At 40.2% G+C, this 19,633-nt stretch carries 21 protein-coding genes; 7 read left to right on the forward strand and 14 right to left on the reverse strand.

Features of this window, described 5'->3' with window-relative positions:
* Positions 1 to 120 precede the first annotated feature (120 nt).
* Positions 121 to 450 (reverse strand): thioredoxin, encoded by a 330-nt coding sequence (gene trxA / locus WKK05_RS31215; protein ID WP_341526878.1) that lies wholly within the window; start codon positions 448 to 450, stop codon positions 121 to 123.
* Positions 451 to 530: 80 nt separating this feature from the next.
* On the opposite strand from trxA, the gene WKK05_RS31220 reads away from it, so the two are divergent.
* Positions 531 to 875, forward strand: a complete 345-nt coding sequence (locus WKK05_RS31220) for a helix-turn-helix domain-containing protein (protein WP_341526879.1) — start codon at positions 531 to 533, stop codon at positions 873 to 875.
* A gap of 92 nt (positions 876 to 967) precedes the next feature.
* On the opposite strand, the gene WKK05_RS31225 is transcribed toward WKK05_RS31220, so the two are convergent.
* The 4 genes from WKK05_RS31225 to WKK05_RS31240 form a co-directional block, all read right to left on the reverse strand.
* Positions 968 to 1,234 carry a hypothetical protein gene (locus tag WKK05_RS31225; protein WP_341526880.1) on the reverse strand — a complete coding sequence of 89 codons (267 nt, stop codon included), beginning with the start codon at positions 1,232 to 1,234 and terminating at the stop codon, positions 968 to 970.
* Positions 1,235 to 1,342: 108 nt separating this feature from the next.
* Positions 1,343 to 1,702, reverse strand: a complete 360-nt coding sequence (locus WKK05_RS31230) for a hypothetical protein (protein ID WP_341526881.1) — start codon at positions 1,700 to 1,702, stop codon at positions 1,343 to 1,345.
* 267 nt (positions 1,703 to 1,969) lie between these two features.
* Complete coding sequence (locus WKK05_RS31235) at positions 1,970 to 2,107, reverse strand: hypothetical protein (protein ID WP_341526882.1); 138 nt, start codon at positions 2,105 to 2,107, stop codon at positions 1,970 to 1,972.
* Complete coding sequence (locus tag WKK05_RS31240) at positions 2,100 to 2,528, reverse strand: hypothetical protein (RefSeq protein WP_341526883.1); 429 nt, start codon at positions 2,526 to 2,528, stop codon at positions 2,100 to 2,102. The genes WKK05_RS31235 and WKK05_RS31240 overlap by 8 nt, the downstream gene beginning before the upstream one ends.
* Before the next feature lie 310 nt (positions 2,529 to 2,838).
* Between WKK05_RS31240 and psbQ the strand changes: the two genes are divergently transcribed.
* The 5 genes from psbQ to WKK05_RS31265 all read left to right on the forward strand — a co-directional run bounded on the left by psbQ (position 2,839) and on the right by WKK05_RS31265 (position 7,980).
* Positions 2,839 to 3,306, forward strand: coding sequence for a photosystem II protein PsbQ (gene psbQ / locus WKK05_RS31245; RefSeq protein WP_341526884.1), 468 nt, complete (start codon positions 2,839 to 2,841; stop codon positions 3,304 to 3,306).
* Between the two features lie 151 nt (positions 3,307 to 3,457).
* Positions 3,458 to 4,645, forward strand: a complete 1,188-nt coding sequence (locus tag WKK05_RS31250) for an FAD-dependent oxidoreductase (RefSeq protein ID WP_341526885.1) — start codon at positions 3,458 to 3,460, stop codon at positions 4,643 to 4,645.
* Positions 4,646 to 4,835: 190 nt separating this feature from the next.
* Positions 4,836 to 5,684: an alpha/beta fold hydrolase gene (locus WKK05_RS31255; RefSeq protein WP_341526886.1), complete on the forward strand. Its 849-nt coding sequence runs from the start codon at positions 4,836 to 4,838 to the stop codon at positions 5,682 to 5,684.
* Between the two features lie 492 nt (positions 5,685 to 6,176).
* A complete protein-coding gene (hemJ, locus tag WKK05_RS31260; RefSeq protein ID WP_341526887.1) occupies positions 6,177 to 6,761 on the forward strand; it encodes a protoporphyrinogen oxidase HemJ in 585 nt (194 codons plus the stop codon).
* Between the two features lie 355 nt (positions 6,762 to 7,116).
* Positions 7,117 to 7,980 (forward strand): DUF6671 family protein, encoded by an 864-nt coding sequence (locus WKK05_RS31265; protein WP_341526888.1) that lies wholly within the window; start codon positions 7,117 to 7,119, stop codon positions 7,978 to 7,980.
* Positions 7,981 to 8,623: 643 nt separating this feature from the next.
* On the opposite strand, the gene WKK05_RS31270 is transcribed toward WKK05_RS31265, so the two are convergent.
* The 3 genes from WKK05_RS31270 to WKK05_RS31280 form a co-directional block, all read right to left on the reverse strand.
* Positions 8,624 to 10,825 (reverse strand): ATP-binding protein, encoded by a 2,202-nt coding sequence (locus tag WKK05_RS31270; RefSeq protein WP_341526889.1) that lies wholly within the window; start codon positions 10,823 to 10,825, stop codon positions 8,624 to 8,626.
* A 605-nt stretch (positions 10,826 to 11,430) separates the two neighbouring features.
* Positions 11,431 to 12,165: an amino acid ABC transporter ATP-binding protein gene (locus WKK05_RS31275; protein WP_341526890.1), complete on the reverse strand. Its 735-nt coding sequence runs from the start codon at positions 12,163 to 12,165 to the stop codon at positions 11,431 to 11,433.
* Positions 12,158 to 13,624 carry an ABC transporter permease subunit gene (locus WKK05_RS31280; protein ID WP_341526891.1) on the reverse strand — a complete coding sequence of 489 codons (1,467 nt, stop codon included), beginning with the start codon at positions 13,622 to 13,624 and terminating at the stop codon, positions 12,158 to 12,160. The genes WKK05_RS31275 and WKK05_RS31280 overlap by 8 nt, the downstream gene beginning before the upstream one ends.
* A 360-nt stretch (positions 13,625 to 13,984) precedes the next feature.
* On the opposite strand from WKK05_RS31280, the gene WKK05_RS31285 reads away from it, so the two are divergent.
* Positions 13,985 to 14,128, forward strand: coding sequence for a hypothetical protein (locus tag WKK05_RS31285; protein ID WP_341526892.1), 144 nt, complete (start codon positions 13,985 to 13,987; stop codon positions 14,126 to 14,128).
* Positions 14,129 to 14,213: 85 nt separating this feature from the next.
* Here the strand turns inward: WKK05_RS31285 and WKK05_RS31290 are convergent, their stop codons facing one another.
* The 6 genes from WKK05_RS31290 to WKK05_RS31315 form a co-directional block, all read right to left on the reverse strand.
* Positions 14,214 to 14,465 (reverse strand): hypothetical protein, encoded by a 252-nt coding sequence (locus WKK05_RS31290; RefSeq protein ID WP_341526893.1) that lies wholly within the window; start codon positions 14,463 to 14,465, stop codon positions 14,214 to 14,216.
* Between the two features lie 29 nt (positions 14,466 to 14,494).
* The gene (locus WKK05_RS31295) at positions 14,495 to 14,977 is read right to left on the reverse strand and encodes a hypothetical protein (protein WP_341526894.1); all 483 of its coding nucleotides are present in this window, start codon (positions 14,975 to 14,977) and stop codon (positions 14,495 to 14,497) included.
* Positions 14,978 to 15,141: 164 nt separating this feature from the next.
* The gene (locus tag WKK05_RS31300) at positions 15,142 to 15,861 is read right to left on the reverse strand and encodes a hypothetical protein (RefSeq protein WP_341526895.1); all 720 of its coding nucleotides are present in this window, start codon (positions 15,859 to 15,861) and stop codon (positions 15,142 to 15,144) included.
* Between the two features lie 173 nt (positions 15,862 to 16,034).
* Positions 16,035 to 16,889, reverse strand: coding sequence for a formyltetrahydrofolate deformylase (gene purU / locus WKK05_RS31305; protein ID WP_341526896.1), 855 nt, complete (start codon positions 16,887 to 16,889; stop codon positions 16,035 to 16,037).
* 42 nt (positions 16,890 to 16,931) lie between these two features.
* Positions 16,932 to 17,555, reverse strand: a complete 624-nt coding sequence (locus tag WKK05_RS31310; RefSeq protein WP_341526897.1) for a DUF4340 domain-containing protein — start codon at positions 17,553 to 17,555, stop codon at positions 16,932 to 16,934.
* Between the two features lie 157 nt (positions 17,556 to 17,712).
* The gene (locus tag WKK05_RS31315) at positions 17,713 to 19,362 is read right to left on the reverse strand and encodes a Gldg family protein (protein ID WP_341526898.1); all 1,650 of its coding nucleotides are present in this window, start codon (positions 19,360 to 19,362) and stop codon (positions 17,713 to 17,715) included.
* Positions 19,363 to 19,633 lie beyond the last annotated feature (271 nt).

Consider the following 19,633-nt stretch of genomic DNA (forward strand, 5'->3'; position numbering starts at 1 on the left):
CAGGGGGCAGAAGTTAGGAGTCAGGAGTCAGGAGTCAGGAGTCAAGAATTATATTTGTCTCCCTCATCCCCTACTTCTCCTTGTCCCCTTGTCTCCCTCATCCCCTACTCCCCACTCTGCCTATTCTGAAATATGCTGTGCTAAAGTCTTTGCTAAAGTGGTCTTAGGCACTGCCCCCACAACAGTATCAACTTGCCGACCGCCCTTAAATACCATCAGCGTCGGTATGCTGCGAATACCAAAATGGCTGGCGACTGTGGGATTTTGATCTGTGTTCAACTTCACTACTTTCACCTGTCCTTCGTATTCAGTAGCAACTTCATCTACCACTGGAGCTACCATCCGACAAGGCCCACACCAAGGGGCCCAAAAGTCTACTAATACTGGAATTTCACTTTCTAATACTTCTTGCTTGAATGTAGCTTCTGTAACATTTGTAATGGATGACATAAATTGTCCTCCTAGTTAATTCTATAATTCGATAATATCGAATAATAAGAATATATGCCACTTTAGGAGATAATGCAAATATGAGATTCTTATATCACCCAGATAGAAAAGATATTTCTTTACCAGGAGTGCTGTATGCATTGGGCGATCCTGTGCGGCTAGAGATTGTCCGACTGCTGTCTACTGAAGGGGAACAGTGCTGCGCGGGATTTGATTTTGCGATCGCAAAGTCTACTATGTCCAATCACTTCAAGATTTTGCGGGAGTCGGGGATAGTCTTGACACGTAAAGAAGGGACACATCACATCAACCAACTGCGACGGGAAGACTTAGAAGCCTTGTTTCCAGGGTTACTGGATGCGGTGTTGCGATCGGCTCAACCATTGCCTATTGATCCTAGTAGTATAAAACAGACAGCTAGTTAGGAGTAGAGACGCGATTCATCGCGTCTGTGGGAAAACGCACCTTAAATTGTTGACGGTGCGGCGCTTGGCGACAACACATCCTACATTTAGATTCAATCCACTACCACATCCTGCACGCGATCAGGGAAAATTCTATTACCCACATAACTGAGAAAATCCCGTAAATCGTAGATATTCAACCATTGCGGTAAATGCTCTGGCAATAACTGCCCATATTCTAAGCTGTAGAGGGCGTTAATCTCATATAAAAATGGTACTTGTGAACCAACCGTCACCAATAATTCCACCTGAGATAACTGCTGCTGCACTAGCAAATCTACACAAGCGATTCTTCCTAAGCTATGGGCCAGTAAAACCACTGGCGGTTCTGCTTGTTCTATTTGTTCCTGGATAAACGCCCTAATTTTTCACCCCGCGTCTGATACAACAAAATATCACCAGGCATAGGCGAAATTTTATCAGTTAACTCAAGGCGGTTTCCTCTGACATAATTTGTTCCGCCGTGCTGTATTTGTTCCGCCGTGCTGTGCTAGTCCAACAAGTGGCTTTAATAACCAGCCACCCAATCCTAACTGCGCCTCTCCCAAAGCCAGAGTTAGCAATTCCACAACTTTATCCCGCAATGGGGCATCGGTAAGTATCGAGGGAAATTTTTCTTGCTGTTCGCTAATAAACATTGTTTGAGCCACAGCTGCTCTAGCTATTGGTGCATAATATTCACTCAAATCAGATTCGGAAATTGTGAGCAATGCCTGATGATACGGTTCACTGTGGATAACAGCCTCTCGTGCTGGCTCAAATACCTCTGCAATTCCCGCTTCTTGCAACTTATCCCTGTTTTGTCACTCTGGGAAAAGAAAAATCAAAGCCAAATTTTGAACTGTAGATAGAACAGGCATTTGAGTGTTTATTTTCTAACACAATGGCTTAAATCATGGTTTTTTGGTAAAAGTCTTGTGCTGTAAGCATTCCAGATTATTCTCTCCCGAAAGTGATAAAAGAGGGTTATACCAATTCACGAAAATCTTGATACATATAAATTTCTCGTAGGGACACGGCATTGCCGTGTCCCTACCAAAGTATTTGTATCATTTTTAAAGTGAAATGGTATTAGCTTGCAGTTGAGATGCCGGAGTGAAACTCGCTACACGAGATTGTAAAACATCCCCTGGTTGTTCCCCAAAGGGATTTCCTGACTCAATCGGTTTCAAAGACAAGTTGATTTCAATCACTCGGTTTATTAAATACTTCTAAAATTTGTCGGCATATATTTTTGAGCTTATCCCCGACTTTATCAGAAGGCGAAGATGCGCCAACAACACTCCAGTTTTCTACTGTCGAAAGTCGCCATGCCTCGCCGCGATGATCAAATCCAGATACCTCCACGCCGATCGCCCGACGTAAGTTACTTAAGGGATCTTGATAAAATCGGATTTGAATCAAAACACTGCGACTTTGCCAAGATTTGCTGATGCCTGGAAAGTGAAAGCCAATATCTATAGAATCTGGATCAACTAACTCCCTCGTTTCTGGGTCATTTTTCCAGGGTTTGAGATCAGATTTGGCATCAGGAAATTCGTGTTTGAATAAATTAACTACCGTAGCAATCTTGCTGGCGAGTTCTAGGTTGGTTGCCTGTTCAGCTGCGTTCACGAAAAACACTCCTATATTGCGTCGGCGTCTAAGGGATGTGAAAACAGAAAAACGCCAGAAGGCTTATATTACTGGTGTTTCAGCTTATCAATACCTTTAAAATTTAGCAACTCTAAATCACACTTTCGTGACATACTTCCAATCTTAAGTAATTATACTTAAGAATTTTTGAATATTGCCTAAAACTCTGCCCTTGAGAAAAAATATCACGATTTTATGTAAAATCCTTTCCTGGCAAGAACGATAAATCGCGCCAGCGATCTAAAATGACACTGTTAATCGGCAAACAAAAAGCAAATAAATTTAGTGTATGGTGCGTCAACGCTCGATTTTGTCATTTTTCCTGGTATTATTAGCTACATTTCTCATTAGTTGTGGCGGCCCTGGTACGGCTGTAGTACCTCCAAGTTACACACCATCTCAAATTGAGAAAATTCAGGCATACATTCCTGAAATTGAGGCTGTGCGCGATCGCGAAGCAGAACTGAAAAAATATATCCAAGCAAAAGATTGGATCAATGTGAGTAACTTTATACATGGCCCCATAACAGAAGCAAGGTTGAATCTGACTTATATCACTCCCAACCTTCTACCCAAAGACCAAGATACAGCACGTCAAATAACGCGAGATTTATTTAACCACTTGGTTAAAGTTAATCAAGGGGCTAGTTCTGGTAACAGTCAGCTAGCCTCGACTAACTCCCAAGCAGCTTTCGCAGATATTGACAAATTCCTCCAACTGCTTCCTCAGACGAATAGTCAATCAGAAGCAAGTTAGACACAAAGCTAAGATGAGATGAGGAGGCAGAGGGGCATTAGGAGTTAGGAGTAGAGACGCGATGAATCGCGTCTGTACAAGAGTTATATTTGTCCCCCTTGTCTCCCATTTCCTAATCTTCCTCATCTCCCTCATCCCTCTTAAATTAGCAATGAGTCATGTAGCCGTAATCGGTTGTGGTGTAGTTGGGGCAGCGATCGCTTATGAACTAAGTCAAGTTAAAGGGCTGAAAATTACAGTTTTTGACCGACAAGCACCAGCACAAGCTTCTACAGGTGCTGCACTTGGGGTTTTAATGGGCGCAATCAGCCAAAAAATTAAGGGTAAAGCTTGGCAGATGCGAGCAACTAGCATCCAACGCTATGAAACTTTAATTCCAGAACTAGAAGCTTTAACAGGTCGCCAACTCCCTTTCAACCGCCAAGGAATTCTTAGTCTTTTATCTGAACATTTAGATCCCCCCAACCCCCCTTTAAAAGGGGGGCAAGGGGGGATCTCAGCATGGGAAAAGTTAATAGAAATTCGCCAATCTCAAGGCTGGCATTTAGAAATTTGGGACACTGCGAAACTCAAGAATATTTGTCCTCAAGTCGATAACGCAAAAATTACTGGCGCTGTCTATTCTCCTCAAGACCGCCAACTCGATCCAGCTGCTCTGACATTAGCTTTAGTTGAGGCTGCCCAGCACAACGGCGTAACTTTCAAATTTGGTGTGGCTGTTTTGGGTGTGCCAATGCTAGCGAAAACAACTCTGGAAGCATCTACAAAATGTACTGCAATTGAAACTACAGAGGGAGAAATTGCCGCAGATTGGATTGTCATAGCTGCGGGTCTAGGTTCAACGCCACTGACGGCACAATTAAACCAAACGGTTGAGATCCGCCCTGTCCTAGGTCAAGCATTGCAACTAAGCTTGGGGCGTCCGTTGGGCAATCCTGACTTTCAACCAGCAATTACTGGTAATGATGTCCATATTGTTCCTGTAGGTAATGATGATTATTGGGTGGGTGCAACAGTAGAATTTTCCACCGATGGAGATGAAATACCGCCAGATAAACAACTACTGGAGTCTGTTAGAGAACAAGCGATCACCTTTTGCCCAGAATTAGCAGCAGCAACTATTCTCCGCACTTGGTCAGGGTTACGTCCCCGTCCTGAAGGACGCCCAGCACCAGTTATTGGTAAGCTACCTGGGTTTAGTAATGTCCTTTTAGCCACCGGACACTATCGCAACGGCGTTTTACTAGCACCCGCAACAGCTTGTGCAATTCGTGAGATGATTATTTCTCAGGGGACTGGGGGCTGGGGACTGGGGACTGAGGAGCAGGGGGAGAAATAACTTACTCTTGACTCTTGTACAGACGCGTAGACGCTCGAAGAGCGGCTTCTCGTAAGAGTATGATCGCGTCTCTACGACTCTTGACTCAGCACTCCTAATGCCCAATCCCTTTTATAAAAAACCTTTTTATCTTTGTACCTTTGCGTTTAAGGTGCAAAATTTTTGCATTCCAAATTCATAGGAAAATAGCGTGTCAATAACAGAACATAAAATAACTGTAGATTCTTTGGAATGGTTCTATCGCGAATCTTCACCAATTGGCAGAACTGATTTATTGCCTGTATTGTTGCTGCACGGCATTGTCTCCCAAAGTTACAGTTGGCGTCATATTATACCTGCTTTAGGGAATCAGGGTACAAGAGCGATCGCTCCAGATTGGATTGGTTATGGCTTTTCAGCAAAACCAGAAAAACGAGAGTTTGCCTACACACCCGATGCATTTATTACAGCTTTAGAAGGATTTGTTAAGGCGTTAGAACTAGAACGTTTTTGTTTAGTTGTGCAAGGATTTTTAGGCTCTGTAGGATTACAATATGCCTTGCGTCATCCAGAACAAATTGCCAACATAGCTATTTTAAATACACCAATTTCAACTGCTGCCAAATTACCTTGGAAAATCAAACAAATGGGTTTACCTTTGGCGGGTGAGGTAATGACCCAAGACCCTCTATTAGTTGACCGAACTTTAGAAGGTGGTAGCCGTTATCGGATAGAAGATAATGATTTAGATATTTATCGAAAACCATTTTTGAAAACTTCTGCATCGGGGCGAAGTCTCTTAGCAACTATTCGGAATTTGCAACTCGTCCCAGCAATGACAGAAATCGAATCTGGCTTTAAACAATGGCAACAGCCAATTCTAATTCAATGGGGTATGATTGACCCTTGGTTACCTATAGATGTAGCAGAAAATTTTGACAATTCTGTACCAAATACTGAATTAATAAAACTTAATAACGTTGGGCATTATCCTCAAGAACATTACCATGAGGTGATTCTGCAAGACCTCTTACCTTTTGTACGTCGTAAAGATGCTTAGTAAAAGGGACTGAAATTAAGGCTTAGGGTTGGGAACTACTGTGTTTTCAACCCTATACCTTGTACCCAATTCGAAAAGGATGTATTCTTTCAAGAGCGGGGTAACAGATAGTAAACCTCTTGCAGCAAACTTTTCGGAGTATCTCTGAAATTGCAAATTAATAATTACGAATTATTATACTTTGGGAAAAATCGATATTATAAAAATGAAACTATAGATAAACAGCAATGATTTTAGTAAGCAGATACAAAAAAATATAATGCTGTCACGGCAAAGCGAAACTAAGCAGTTTTAGCAGTTTAAGATTGCTGCGATCGCAATTACATAATTAATTTATGCTTCCCTATTTATTTGTGTTTATTGCTAACTATCTCTGGTGAAGAATAACCTCTCGATTTGAGCCAGACTTATAATATTATCTAAGCCTGCATTGATGAACTTTTTATTAGAGTTAAAATTGCATCATAGCCACACTAATGGAGATTAAAATTCATGGCTTATTCATGGTTTAAAGCATTTCATATAGTTGGATTTGTAGTTTGGTTCGCTGGTTTGTTCTACTTGGTACGTCTATTTATCTATCACGTAGAAGCTAACCAAGAGCCTGAACCAGCACGCACGATATTGAAGAATCAATATCAAATTATGGAAAAGCGCCTCTATAGTATCATCACTACGCCAGGAATGTTCGTGACGATCGCAATGGCGATTGGTTTACTAACCACTGAACCGGATGTTCTCAAAGAAAGTTGGCTGCACATCAAGCTGCTGTTTGTTGCCATACTAGTAGGTTATCATCATTACTGCGCTCGTTTGATGAAGAAGTTAGCGAAAGATGAGTGTCAATGGAGTAGTCAGCAATTACGTGCTTTAAATGAAGCACCTACAGTTATGTTGGTGGTGATTGTATTACTAGCTGTGTTTAAGAATAATCTACCTACGGATCTCACAGCTTGGGGTATTTTCGCCATGATAATTTTTATGGCAGTTACAATCCAACTTTACGCCAAAAAACGCAAGCGTGATCAAGAAAAGCTGACGGCACAGATTGGACAAGTTCCACAAGAACAAAGTTAGACAAGATCACCTGAGATGTCATACATTAATAATTTTTAAAAGTATTGATATCTCAGGCGTAAATATGAGCCATCAGCCCTTAGCTAAATCCCGTTCACTGTGGCGAGTAATTCTCTTGCTTGTTGTTAGCATTATGCTGTACTAAACTTGGTAGAAATGAATTATTCAAGAAAAATTTTTGGATTTTTGATTTCAGATTAAAAGCCTTTACCGCAAGGCTATTCTGATAATCCCAGATAATCTAATGTATTCCTAGCTTAACAGATGTAACGTTTTATAATCTTAAATTATTACATACGTTGATTAAGTGGAACGCACCTTTCTTTTTTGTAATAGCAAGGGAGGTAAACCCAGAATGGAAAATCAGCAATTATTGAGTAATCGAGTGGGCATACTGGCTACAATGCATCAAAAAGAAAGAGTGATTGCCCCTTTATTAGAACAGGAATTAGGAATTAAAGTTATAGTACCTCATGACTTTAATACTGATGTTTTTGGAACATTTACTAGAGAAGTAAAACGCCCTGTAACCCAAATAGCAGCAGCAAGATTAAAAGCTGAAAAAGCACTAGAAAGTACAGGTGAAACTTTAGCGATCGCTAGTGAGGGTAGTTTTGTACCTCATCCTAGCTTCCCTTTTATTTACTCTAACAGAGAAATTATTATTTTATTAGATAAAGTAAACAATCTAGAAATTATTGGAGAAGAATTTTCTCTTGAAACCAATTTTAATTATCAGGTAGTAGAAAATCTAGAAGAAGTAAATGATTTTGCTAAAAAAGTTGGTTTTCCTGAACATGGTATAGTAATTAGATTTGAGCAGACAGCCCAAAAGCAAACTGAGATTATCAAAGGTATAATTACAGAAGAAAAACTGTTAGAAGCTGTTAATTATGCCTGGAATAATTCTCCAGATAGCAAAGTGTATCTTGAAACAGATATGCGGGCGCTTTATAATCCCACACGCATGAAAAATATAGAAAAAGCTACCTATGACTTGGTAAGAAAATTTAACAGCCAATGCCCAAAGTGTGCAGAACCTGGTTTTACAATAACTAAAAATATTAAAGGATTGCCCTGTGCAATTTGTTATTTACCTACTCCTTTGACTCGTTCAGTAATTTCTCAATGCAAAAAATGTCATTTTATTCAAGAGCAATTATTTCCTGAAGGTAAAGATTTTGCCGATCCAGCCCAATGTACTTACTGTAATCCTTAAGCCTCTGTACACCAGAATATAAGTATTTTCGATTTTATAGATAAAATCCCCCTGCTATATAAAAACATGGGGGATTTATAGCTAAAGTCCGGTAGGGTAATCGGGCTACTTAAGTATTTAATATTTATGTCACCTATCTTTATTCCTCCTGAAGATAGAGAAATATCTTATTAAAATTATCAGTTTGTATCTTAAAAAAAAACCCTATTGCTACCAATAGGGGCATATTATATTAAAGTTCGTCAGGTGATCGGAACATCTATTTATTCTGTATTTATGCTTTTGATCTTTATTCCTCCTGAAGATATATAAACACATTAACAAAATATTGATGATTGTATATTTAATTACATCAAAGTAAATATTAGGAGAAAATATACAGTAGGTTGCAAGTTAATGAAGTGCATATTTTCAACTTAAAAGCCAGATAAAGAGCCAATTTACTTCTGACTCACCTCGGCTAAGCTCGGTGGTCGCCGAGCGTAGCCGAGGTGCGACCACCTGATTCCTGAATTCTGCTGTATGACTAATCAAACTTGTAAAACGCAATTATAGTAAGTATTTTTATATATGGAAGTTCCGAGTTCTCAGGTTAATGTCTTTTTTCACTTCAGCCTGATTTAATAAATCAATTTCACAACCGTTAGGCTGCTTTACAAAATTGTTGCTGGATAGGTAGTTTAATTATGAACTCACTTCCTTGACCAAGGGTAGAGAAACACTCGAATTTACCGCCATGTTTTTCAATAATAATTTGATAGCTGATTGCCATACCCATGCCAGTCCCTTTGCCTACAACTTTGGTAGTGAAGAAAGGATCGAATATTCGGTTTTTAACCTGTTCTGGCATTCCTAGCCCGTTATCAGCGATCGCAATTTCTACCCACTGCGAATTATTAACTGAGGTACGAATATTAATTCGACCGGGATTTTCTTTTATCTGTTCATAGGTGCGTTGGGCATTTGCGTCCTCTAAGGCATCGATTGCATTTACTAGAACATTCATCAAGACTTGATTGAGTTGTCCAGCGTAGCATTCTACTTGGGGCAAGTTACCATAATCTCGAATTATTTCAATTGCTGGATATTCTGGTTTGTCTTTGAGCCGATATTGAAGAATCAACAGTGTACTTTCAATACCTTCATGAATGTCAACTGCTTTAAATTCTGCTTCATCCATGCGTGAAAAGTTCCGCAGTGATAAGACTATGTTGCGAATTCGGTCAGTCCCCATTTTCATTGAAGACAGCATCTTCTGTAAATCCTCAACGAGGAACTCCAGATCAATTTCGTCTGCCAATGCTGCAATTTCTGGATCATCACTAGAATGACGTTGCTGATAAAGATAGATCATCCGCAACAAATCTTGAGTGTATTCGTTTAGGTGACTAATGTTGCCATGAATAAAGTTCACTGGGTTGTTGATTTCATGTGCCACCCCTGCTACTAGTTGACCGAGACTAGACATCTTTTCACTCTGAACAACTTGTGCTTGGGTACGCTGCAACTCACTCAATGTAGTTTTGAGTTCGGCTGTACGTTCTTCCACTCGGTTTTCTAGTTCTGCCTTACTATTTTCTAGGGCGGTAAAGGATTGTTGCAATTGCCCTGCCATGTAATTAAAAGAATGAGCGAGTGTGTTGAGTTCTTGGATATTGCTGACATCCACTACTTGGTTTAAGTTGCCGGATGCCATTACTTGACTTGCTCGGTTCAATCGCAGAATCGGATGTATAATCCAGCCGGATGTGAAGTAGCCCATAACAGTTGCTACAGCCAATGCTCCTAAACAAAGCAAAATCGTAGTATGGGTGTTAGCATCGATTTGTGCCATAAAAGCCTGTTCTGGTACACTAACCACTACTAGCCAATCCAGCCCATATTGGTCACGCCAAGGAGTGACATATACAAAATGCGGTTTCCCTTGCCAATCCAGCTTAAGTTTTTTCGGTTTGGTAATGGATTGGAATCCCTTGAAGTTCTGCTCTATTTGTTTGGCAATACCTTGAACTGTCGGATCTTTACTTTCTGTAGCTTTCAACCGTTGAATATTGTCTTTGACTAAGGTAAAGGGTTGTTGAGTGCTAGAGTTTGCAATCAACATACCATTGCGCTCCATAATAAAAACCTGCCCAGTACGGCTGACATCCAAACGCCGTAAAAACTCGCTAAGCTTCAACAGATGGATATCTGTACCAACCATCCCCAGCAATTGATGCTGCGCGTTATAAATTGGTTGACCGCCGGAAGCAACGATATATGGATGATTGGGATAATTCCAGGTAAAAATCTGCGACCAGACAGGCTTACCTGCTTTCACTGGTTGTGTATACCAGGGCATATTGAAGTTATCCCAATCAAAAATAGTGATGACATGAGTGCGATCGCCTTGGTTATCGGTGGCATAAGTGTAGCTATTATTCGGAAGTTTAGAACCCCAATCATCGATGGTGACGGTTTTGCCATCATAACGTGCGGCTCCTGCCCCTTCACCTGTGGTCAATCCGATACCGATATATGACAAATCATACGCCTGCATCTGTTTCCAAAAATATTTACCAAGGGTTTTGCGATCGCGCACATCTAATAATCCCATTTGAATTGCATCAGCATTAATCTGGTTCAACTTGTGGGGAATAGATAGATAGGAATTTAGATGTTGATTTACCATAGCGCTTGTTCGGTTCATCAACTGGTCTGCTAGATCATTCACAGCTTTCTGTCCATTTTTAAATGACAGGTAGCCAACCAAACCAACTGCCCCAAAAATTTGTAAAACAAATGGAACAATTAGAACAAGCTGTAGTGGGAAAGCTTTAATTGAGGTAGAGCGATGCTTCTTCATTATTAGGTTCAATTATTAGATTAATTCACAACTTTGGTGTAAATTAGGCTTTGTCAACGACTCATTTATCTAACTTAAAAAAATCTTATACTCTTAAAATAGAACTTAAGCTATTTTTTAATTAAAGAATAATAAATTAAGTAATTGAAACTGATTTATTGATATAATACTTCTACTTCTAGATAATTTTTGCTTCACAAACCTTAGCTTTATATAATCTCAAATAGTAATTGTGTAATTTCTGGTAAAAACCCAATTGTTGCAAACAATCACTAGGAATGACTTCTGAAAAATTACTTAAATTTAGACTGAATCAAGAGCAAAAAGCCAAAGTACCCGACAACTAAATTCATGGCTAGACAAACTCTTGTCTGCCTACTTGGTGGAAAACCTCTGCTAATCTACTTAGACGAAGGGACAAATATTAGGCAAAAGCTCAGTTCAAGATTTATATAAAAAAGCCCTCTTGCTACTGATAAACAAGAGAGCTTTAGTACAGTATGGTGTAAGGAGCAAACTTAAATGTTCACTTTTGCTTAGCCTAACCAATGAATATGACAAATTCGTAACAATAATATGAAAATCATGCGATCGCTTAGACATTGCTAAAGCATTTTTTCTAAAAACTGCTTGGCGCGATCGCACCGAGGATTTTGAAAAAACTCGTCTGGTGAGGTATCTTCTGCTAACCTCCCTTGATCAAGGAACATAATCCGACTAGCGACTTCCCTGGCAAATCCCATTTCATGGGTGACAATTGCCATTGTGATTCCGGTTAACGCCAACGCTTTCATGACTTCCAGCACATCTTTAACCATTTCTGGATCTAAAGCAGAGGTGGGTTCATCAAACAAAATCATCTCAGGTTCCATTGCTAATGCACGGGCGATCGCTACCCGTTGTTTCTGTCCCCCAGATAATTTAGAAGGGTAGACATCTGCTTTTTCTGCTAAACCTACTTTACCCAGCAATTCTAAGCCCAGATTTTGCGCTTGCTGCTTATCCAACCCTTTAACTTTAATGGGTGCATAGCTGACATTTTGCAGCACCGTCATGTGGGGAAACAAATTAAAGTGTTGAAATACCATTACTAAACGTTGGCGAATATTACCGATGTTTGCCTTGGCTTGAGTAATTTCTTGTTCGTGAAAATAAATTCGTCCTTTAGTGGGATATTCAAGCAAATTTAGACATCGCAGAAAGGTAGACTTACCCGAACCGGAAGGGCCGAGGATAGCAACTACTTCACCTTGGCAAATCTCGGTGGAAATATCTTTGAGAACGTCGAGTTTACCAAAGGATTTATACAAGAATTCTGTGCGAATTACTGCATTACTCACTTTGCCTTAACCTCCTTTCTAAAGCGGATGCTCCAAAGGTCATACCCATGACTAGAATGTAGTAGATTAATCCTGCAAACAACAGTGGTTCAAAGTAGATATATTTATTTGCCCCGACTATTTGGGCGCTGCGTAATATTTCCACCACACCAATGGTTGACACTAGCGCCGAATCTTTCAACAATCCAATAGTTTCATTCACTAACGCTGGCAGAATATTCTTCAATGCTTGGGGTAAAATCACATCCCACATCATCAACCAGTAGGGAACACCCATAGACATTGCTGCTTCACTCTGCCCTTTATCAACTGCCTGAATCCCACCGCGAATAGTTTCCGACATATAAGCCCCAGAGTTGAGGGTAAAAGTTAATACCCCTGCTTCCAATGCTGAAATATCATAACCTGTTAGTTGGGGTGTTGCATAATAGACCAATGCCAACTGTAACAACAGGGGTGTGCCTCGAAATACAGAAGTGTAGGCATTAGCCAGCCAGGTAAGCGGTTTGATGCCAGTAATCTTTAAAAGTGACAGTATTGTTCCCCAGACTAACCCCATAGATACTGATAAGAGAGTGAACAATAAAGTTAAGGGTATTCCCTGGAGGATAAAGGGAATGTCTGGAAGAATTCTCCTGAAGTCGAGATTTAGCCCGCCTTTAGGAGAAGATGTAGTATTAGCAGTGGTGTTTTGTGAAAACCACTTGGTAGCGAGTTTTTGTAATTCGCCCTGATCTTTCATTTGTTGCAGGACTTTGTTAAACGGTTCCACCAGACCTGAGTTTTTGGGAAAAGCGATCGCTGATCCACTCGCTGACTCTGAGGGAATAACGTTAACTTCTAAATCTGGGTTGGCTTGGGCAAATCCTTTAGCAACAGTATCCTCAACAATTGCGGCATCAATTCGCTTAGATTTAATTTCTTGAACTACTTCTGGCACTTTGTTGAGTTGCTTTAGTTGAATACCTGGAACTTTTTGGGCAATTTTCCTAGCATTTTGCTCTTGGATAGTTCCCAGTTGTACCCCAACCTTTTTTCCTGATAAATCTTGTGATTGCTTGAAATTACTACCTTTGGGAGCGACAATTGTATCTTTAGCTTCGTAATAAATAATGGAAAAATCAACGTTTTTCTGACGTTCTGGGGTAGGAGTCATCCCTGCCATCACAAAATCAGCCCGGTTTGCCTGGAGTGCCGGAATTAAGCCATTAAAATCGGACTCCATAATCTTGAGTTTAAAACCCAGTTTTTGAGCAAGGGTATTAGCAATATCAATATCAAAGCCAACTATTTGGCGTTTACCCCCTTTAGTGTCATAAAACTCGTAGGGAGGATAATCTGGCGAGGTAATTAAAGTCAGTGTATCTTTGCCGAGAGATGGGGCTGCTTGGGCGATCGCACTGATTGTCACAATTGCTGCAAACAGCATCGTCAATAGCAATACTTTTCGTTTCTTCATTGACTTGCTAGTTATATAGATGCATCCTAACGTAAGTTATTTTTTGTTAAAGACTTGGCAAAATATTCAATTTACTTAAAAGAAAAAATATTAATTAGTTATCAATTGATAATTGAAGATTGACTCATTTAAGGTTGAAAACCTTCCCATTTGAACATGGATAATTGACAGATTACAGCGCTTAAACTATCAGCTGTTCACTGTCAATTGTATATTGTCCATTGCTTAAACTATTTTAACGGTGTAAAGTACAGCAACCAAAAAAACTATTAGCAACAGACTATAGCAGTCCTGAATCATTCGTAAAAATTTGATGTTGTTGCGACCCCCCTCCCACGCCTTTCTCCTATCGGAGACGCTATGCGAACGGGTAACGCTCCTGCGTCGCTAACACCAGTCGCCTACAGAAGGAAACTTTCTTGCAGCGCTCGTTCACCACTTGCTACAAGTCGGGAAACCGCAAGGGCGCAGTGGCTCCCCGATGCCTTGGGGGGACGGCGTTAGCCTGGGGAGAAGTTTGTTACAACTCATTTAGGATTGGTATAGATGTTAGTAATAAGATAACAATGAAAAGTCTAATACTTTAAGTTTATAGACGCCGTTTTAAGCGCTTCTCTTTACCAAGTAAGAAAACTATATAAAAGCGCTTTTTAATAAATGGGATAGAAAGCCTCACATCCACAGCATGGCGGTTAACAGCACGATTCCCAAATACCTTTTTCAGCTCTGCTAATTGGGTATGTGTAAAGGTAGCTGCCGTTTGAGGAGGAATACGGGCAAAAAAATGTTGTATGAAAGGGTCAATTTTAAAATAATTTTTGGTTAAACGATTTTTAGGCATATTAGTTTTCCTTTAATAACAAATAAACATTAAAAATTAGGACTGTGTTCATAATCCCAGCACTTACCATCACGCCAAACTCTGTTAGTGTATTCGCATTCGGATTTATCGTATATCCAAGGAATTGATGTAGGGTTAGACGACGTAGATAAAGGAGTAAGTGAAGAGAATACAGAGAAAAATATAGTGTAGCTACAAGCCGATAGAATAATTAGAAATCCTATAAGAAACAAGATATTGCCAAGAGTCCAAAAAGGATGTAAACCTTTTTCAGAGCGTAAACGCTGTTTAGAGCGACGTTCTGAACCTGCTAGCAATACCAGATAAAACTTTAATCCTGGAATTGGCACTGAAACTCTTATGTCTAAAGGATGACGAGTCCAACTACGAGAGCCAAAACCCCTTTTTATGGCTTCTAATTGCTCGTCGTTGAAAGTCTTTGCTATTTCTGGGTTTATCTGAGCGAAAAGTTGCTCAAAAGCAGGATCAGTGTGCTGGGAAATATTTTTCATTAAATGTGTATATTAGTATACACTATTATTACATCAGTTATCTCCTTTCTCCCGGACATTACGCACAAAAAAATGTAATCTGCCTAATGAAAATAGACTATTCCTGCATAAGAAAAAATATTTTTCTCGATTATGTAGCGAGGTTAGCTATTAGGGGAATGTAATTAGACAATAACAGATGCACGAAGGATTACTTCCAGCCTTTGCTGTACCTGCTCAAGTTCTTGGCGTTTTTGATAAATCCATATCTTTTCAGCCTCACGTTGTTCTAGAGTTTCGTTGTGAGCTTTTTCCTGTTGTTCTAAGAGATTTTCATAAAGTGCGATCGCTTGTGCAATTACTCGACTGGATGATTCAACTCGGCTATTAAAGACTGAGCCAACAATTTCATCTAACTTCTCGGATATTTTATCCATTGACTCATCGAATTTCTCAAATCCTAGTTCAAAAACTTTCCCTTTTATTTGCTCTTTTAGCCCATCAAAATCTAGCATTCCTAAACCAAATGAACCCGCAATTGCAGCAGCTACACTTGCAACAATTACGGCAATAAAACCAAGTCCTGTAAATACTATTAATCCAGCAGCTAAAGCACCACCTATTCCAACACCACCACCAAATCCTCCCATACCCGTAAAGTCATCATTTATACCATTGATTGAAATCTTTAGCTGTTTGCTAAAATTAGTTTGTATGTTCTGGTCTAATCTGTTAAACTCGCCTTGAATAGCATCTAGTTCATAGGCAATATTAGTGTCTAAATACTTAAGATTTTCTTTTAAAATTACCTCCTTAAGTTTCTTATTTCCCCATTCATCTATTTCTGTTGACAAATCTCTAATAAATTGATTTGTATAATCTCTAATCAGTTTGTCTTGGCTCAAAACCGGATTGTGTTCATAATTCCAATATTGGCTCTTTTGAGCTATGCGATCGCCTCATCCAACTCCAAGATAAAATCTGTCAAGATGCTCTCACTGTGATTAATCATTTTTCTCAAGTCCGCCTACGCGGACTTTGTTTGTATAGCTGTAACTTCCAGTAATTTGAGCATCATTTACTCAAATACTACTGTTCTATTTCCATAGACTAACACCCGATTTTGTAAATGCGATCGCACTGCTCTTGCTAATACAACTCGCTCTAAATCTTTACCTTTTCTCACCAAATCATCAACTTCATCGCGGTGACTGACACGTACCACATCCTGTTCAATAATCGGGCCTGCATCTAAATCAGCAGTCGCATAATGAGCCGTAGCACCAATAATTTTCACGCCGCGTTCAAAAGCCCTCTGGTAAGGATTTGCGCCTACAAAAGCTGGTAAAAATGAGTGATGAATATTAATAATTTGCGGAAATTGAGCAATAAAATCTGCACTAACAATCTGCATATATTTCGCCAAAACAACTAAATCAATTTTGTACTGCCGCAGTAATTCTAATTGTTGGGCTTCTTGTTCTGCTTTGTTGTCTTTAGTGATAGGAATATATTGATAGTCGATACTAAATTGCTCTGCTACTACCTTTAAATTAGAATGATTGCTAATAATTAGTGGAATCTCAGCAATAAACTCTTTAGCACGTTGTCGCCAAATTAAGTCAAATAAACAATGGTCTTGCCGACTTACCCAAATAGCAATGCGTGGTATAGTATCAGAAAAGTGTAGCTCCCATTTAGCACTCAAAGGTTGAGCGATCGCATTAAATGCCGGGGCAATAAACTCTCGCGGTAAATTAAACCCATCTAACAGCCATTCAATGCGGGTGAGAAATAGCCCAGCGGCAAAATCTGTATGTTGATCTGCATGGATAATATTACCACCATTAGAATAGATAAAATTGGCAAATTTAGCTACTAGTCCTCGTTGATCTGGGCAAGAAATGAGCAATGTTGCTGTCGGATTTGTCATGGTAAATCAAAAACAATAGTGAAATTTATAATTTTTAATTGCTCATTTGCTGTTTGTCGGAGTCGGTAGAGGAATACTTAATGGAGGAAGTTTTTGACTATTATCTACTGGTTCTTTCCACTCTGATAATTCTCGATTTACGGCATTTGCAAAATCTGTAGATACTAACAGCACATTTATATTTCCATTGGGTTTAGTAGTGGAATCAGTTTGAGCATACAAAAAACGTCGGTTAAAGTCAGACTTACCTAAAATTAACTGATGACTTTGTTGATTTTTCAGGGTTATATTGATAGTTGCCTGGGGTTGAGCTAAACCAAATTCTCCAAGTTGGTTTGTTGATGATAATAAAGACTGTTCACTTTTACCCTTGACCAATAAATCCATCAAATAAGAAACAATAGCATCATTTGCTGGTTCTGATATCGGAGATTTGATTAACCACTTTGGGTTAGTAGATTGACTATTACGTTCCAGATTGATAGTGAGCTTTTTAGTTCTTACTGTCAAAGATTGAACATCATCAGCAGCAAAAGAGAAAATTTTCTGCTTTTGCTTCTTTATTTCTTCTTGCTGAGTACCACCTTTAATTTCATAGAAATAAACAAATCCACCTAAACCCAGCGCTAGCAATATCAAAATTAAAGTCGTTCGCGGCAATTTCATTTTTGTTCATTTGTCACTTGTACTGAGCGTTCGCGTAGCGTCTCGCAGAGAAGTCGTAAAGCCTGCGGCATAGCTACGCTTAGGGCGCAGCCTCTCGTAGAGAAGTATTGGTCATTTGTCATTAGTTAGTGATTCCTCCACTTTCCCACTCTTGCCCTTACCGTCTTTTCCACCAGATAGCAACGGCCGTTACAAACCCAATTAAGGGTAAAAAGAACAATGACGACAATGTTAAAAGATTTGCTTGCGTTGTTGTCAGATTTATCCGGCGGTTTTTAGTTTCTTTAGGACGAATGGAAAGGGATTGCTGATCCTGTTGACTTAGCCAACTGACTGAGTTGAGAAACACATCTCCATTTAGCTGATTTTGAAACAAGCCATCAGTGGCAAAATCGGAATTTCCTAACACGACTAAGCGTGATTCGGTAGCTGTTGGTTTAGATTTTTCGTCAGTTATAGGGGTGGAAAGACTGGGAGAAACATTAGTGGTTGGTGATGGTAGGCGTGAGGGTGCAGGCGAAGCTTGGGGAATAGGATTAGCAGATTTGGCAGGTAGTTTTTTTGTTAAAGCCACGCCCAAGGTTAGAGGGCCTTTGAGGTCTTTATCTGCATTAAACTCCAATTTTTCGCTTTGCAGGTCGCTTTCAGCCCAGCTGCTGGGATAGGGTTTGGTTCGTAGCAAAGGAGTAGCCTGGACACTAGCCACTGGGGTGATTTCCAAAGGTCGTGCAATTGGATAAACAGATATGCCGTTACCGAAATCTTTGGTAATCGGATGTTGTCCGTATTCTGTCACTAAGGGAGCAGCAGGGCCAAGTCCCACACTTTGCCCAGAGACATCCACAGCTAAACGATTATCCAGACGAACGCCCCACTCTTGTAACAAGCTGTCAACTTTAGGATCAGTATTAGGATCAATCATCAGCAGCAAGTTACCGCCGCGATTCAGATACTCTTGCAAGGCTTTAACCTCGCCCTCAAACAGTCCTCGCTGAGGGCCAGCGACTACCAAAACAGTCGCATCTTCAGGAACTTTGGAGTTTTCTGCTAAATTCAGCGGTGATGCTGTGTAATTTTTATCGTCTAATGCCTGAACCGCTTGTGATATTGCACCTTTACCAGGTGAAAATGGGCGTTCGCCATGACCTTGAAGGAAATAAACTTTAGCTGTGGTTGAACTGGTGATTTGTTGCAGGCGACTAGTTAACCTGACTTCTGACAGGCGTTCATTTTCATTTACCACCTGTACTAATTGCCGTTTATCTCCAGATTCTAGGTAAACTTCTCCAAAATCTTTGACGCCGAACTTTTCTGCAAGTCCAGGTCTAAGTTGGGGATTAACGTACTCAAACTTAAATTTTGTGCTTTGCCGTTGATAATTATTCAGCAAATCTCGATCTTGGGGATTTTGAGTTACATCAAATATCCATACCTTAATCGGCTGTGGTAAAGTACGCACCAGTTCTCGTGACTGAGGGGCAAGGGTAAATAACTGAGTTTCTGTTAAATCTGTGCGTAGGTGGTAACGAGTACCCAAAAAGTTAATTAAACCCAAAATCGCCAAGACTGCTATTGTCGCTACCAAGGCATTAGTACCAGCTTGGGTAGAACGACTCTGCCACCAGTGATTCTGCTGGCTTTGCCACGCCACCCATAACCCGCTGATCACAATTCCTGAAATTAGAAATGCTAATGGAATTGCCCCCCACTGTTCAGATACTAATCCAGCTGTTAAGCCGACAACAAAGAGGAATGGGCCTAGCAAAAACAGATATTGCCAGAGTTGCTTTTTTGCGATTGTCTTCATTTGATTTGTCAAGAGTCGTAGAGACGTGATTAATCACGTCTGTGCAAGAGTCGTAGAGACGCGACGCCAGTCGCTACAACGGGGAACCCCCCTTCGGGTGACGCTTCTGCGTCGCTCTAAGCGTTCGCCTTCGGTCTCGTAGAGAAGCTATGCCGTAAAGCCTGCGGCATAGCTCCGCTTAGGGCGCAGCCTCTCTAAGAGTTGGCTTTACGCTGCGCTAACACAGTCGCCTGCTCCGGGAAACCCTCCCGCAGCGCTGATTCACCGCAAC

The sequence above is a fragment of the Nostoc sp. UHCC 0302 genome (assembly GCF_038096175.1).
GTDB lineage: Bacteria > Cyanobacteriota > Cyanobacteriia > Cyanobacteriales > Nostocaceae > UHCC-0302.

Bases quoted from the DNA above. Each gene is read 5' to 3' on its own strand.
- trxA (WP_341526878.1), bottom strand. From the start codon at position 450: ATGTCATCCATTACAAATGTTACAGAAGCTACATTCAAGCAAGAAGTA.
- WKK05_RS31220 (WP_341526879.1), top strand. From the start codon at position 531: ATGAGATTCTTATATCACCCAGATAGAAAAGATATTTCTTTACCAGGA.
- psbQ (WP_341526884.1), top strand. From the start codon at position 2,839: ATGGTGCGTCAACGCTCGATTTTGTCATTTTTCCTGGTATTATTAGCT.
- WKK05_RS31250 (WP_341526885.1), top strand. From the start codon at position 3,458: ATGAGTCATGTAGCCGTAATCGGTTGTGGTGTAGTTGGGGCAGCGATC.
- hemJ (WP_341526887.1), top strand. From the start codon at position 6,177: ATGGCTTATTCATGGTTTAAAGCATTTCATATAGTTGGATTTGTAGTT.
- WKK05_RS31265 (WP_341526888.1), top strand. From the start codon at position 7,117: ATGGAAAATCAGCAATTATTGAGTAATCGAGTGGGCATACTGGCTACA.
- WKK05_RS31270 (WP_341526889.1), bottom strand. From the start codon at position 10,825: ATGAAGAAGCATCGCTCTACCTCAATTAAAGCTTTCCCACTACAGCTT.
- WKK05_RS31280 (WP_341526891.1), bottom strand. From the start codon at position 13,624: ATGAAGAAACGAAAAGTATTGCTATTGACGATGCTGTTTGCAGCAATT.
- WKK05_RS31285 (WP_341526892.1), top strand. From the start codon at position 13,985: ATGCGAACGGGTAACGCTCCTGCGTCGCTAACACCAGTCGCCTACAGA.
- WKK05_RS31290 (WP_341526893.1), bottom strand. From the start codon at position 14,465: ATGCCTAAAAATCGTTTAACCAAAAATTATTTTAAAATTGACCCTTTC.
- WKK05_RS31295 (WP_341526894.1), bottom strand. From the start codon at position 14,977: ATGAAAAATATTTCCCAGCACACTGATCCTGCTTTTGAGCAACTTTTC.
- purU (WP_341526896.1), bottom strand. From the start codon at position 16,889: ATGACAAATCCGACAGCAACATTGCTCATTTCTTGCCCAGATCAACGA.
- WKK05_RS31310 (WP_341526897.1), bottom strand. From the start codon at position 17,555: ATGAAATTGCCGCGAACGACTTTAATTTTGATATTGCTAGCGCTGGGT.
- WKK05_RS31315 (WP_341526898.1), bottom strand. From the start codon at position 19,362: ATGAAGACAATCGCAAAAAAGCAACTCTGGCAATATCTGTTTTTGCTA.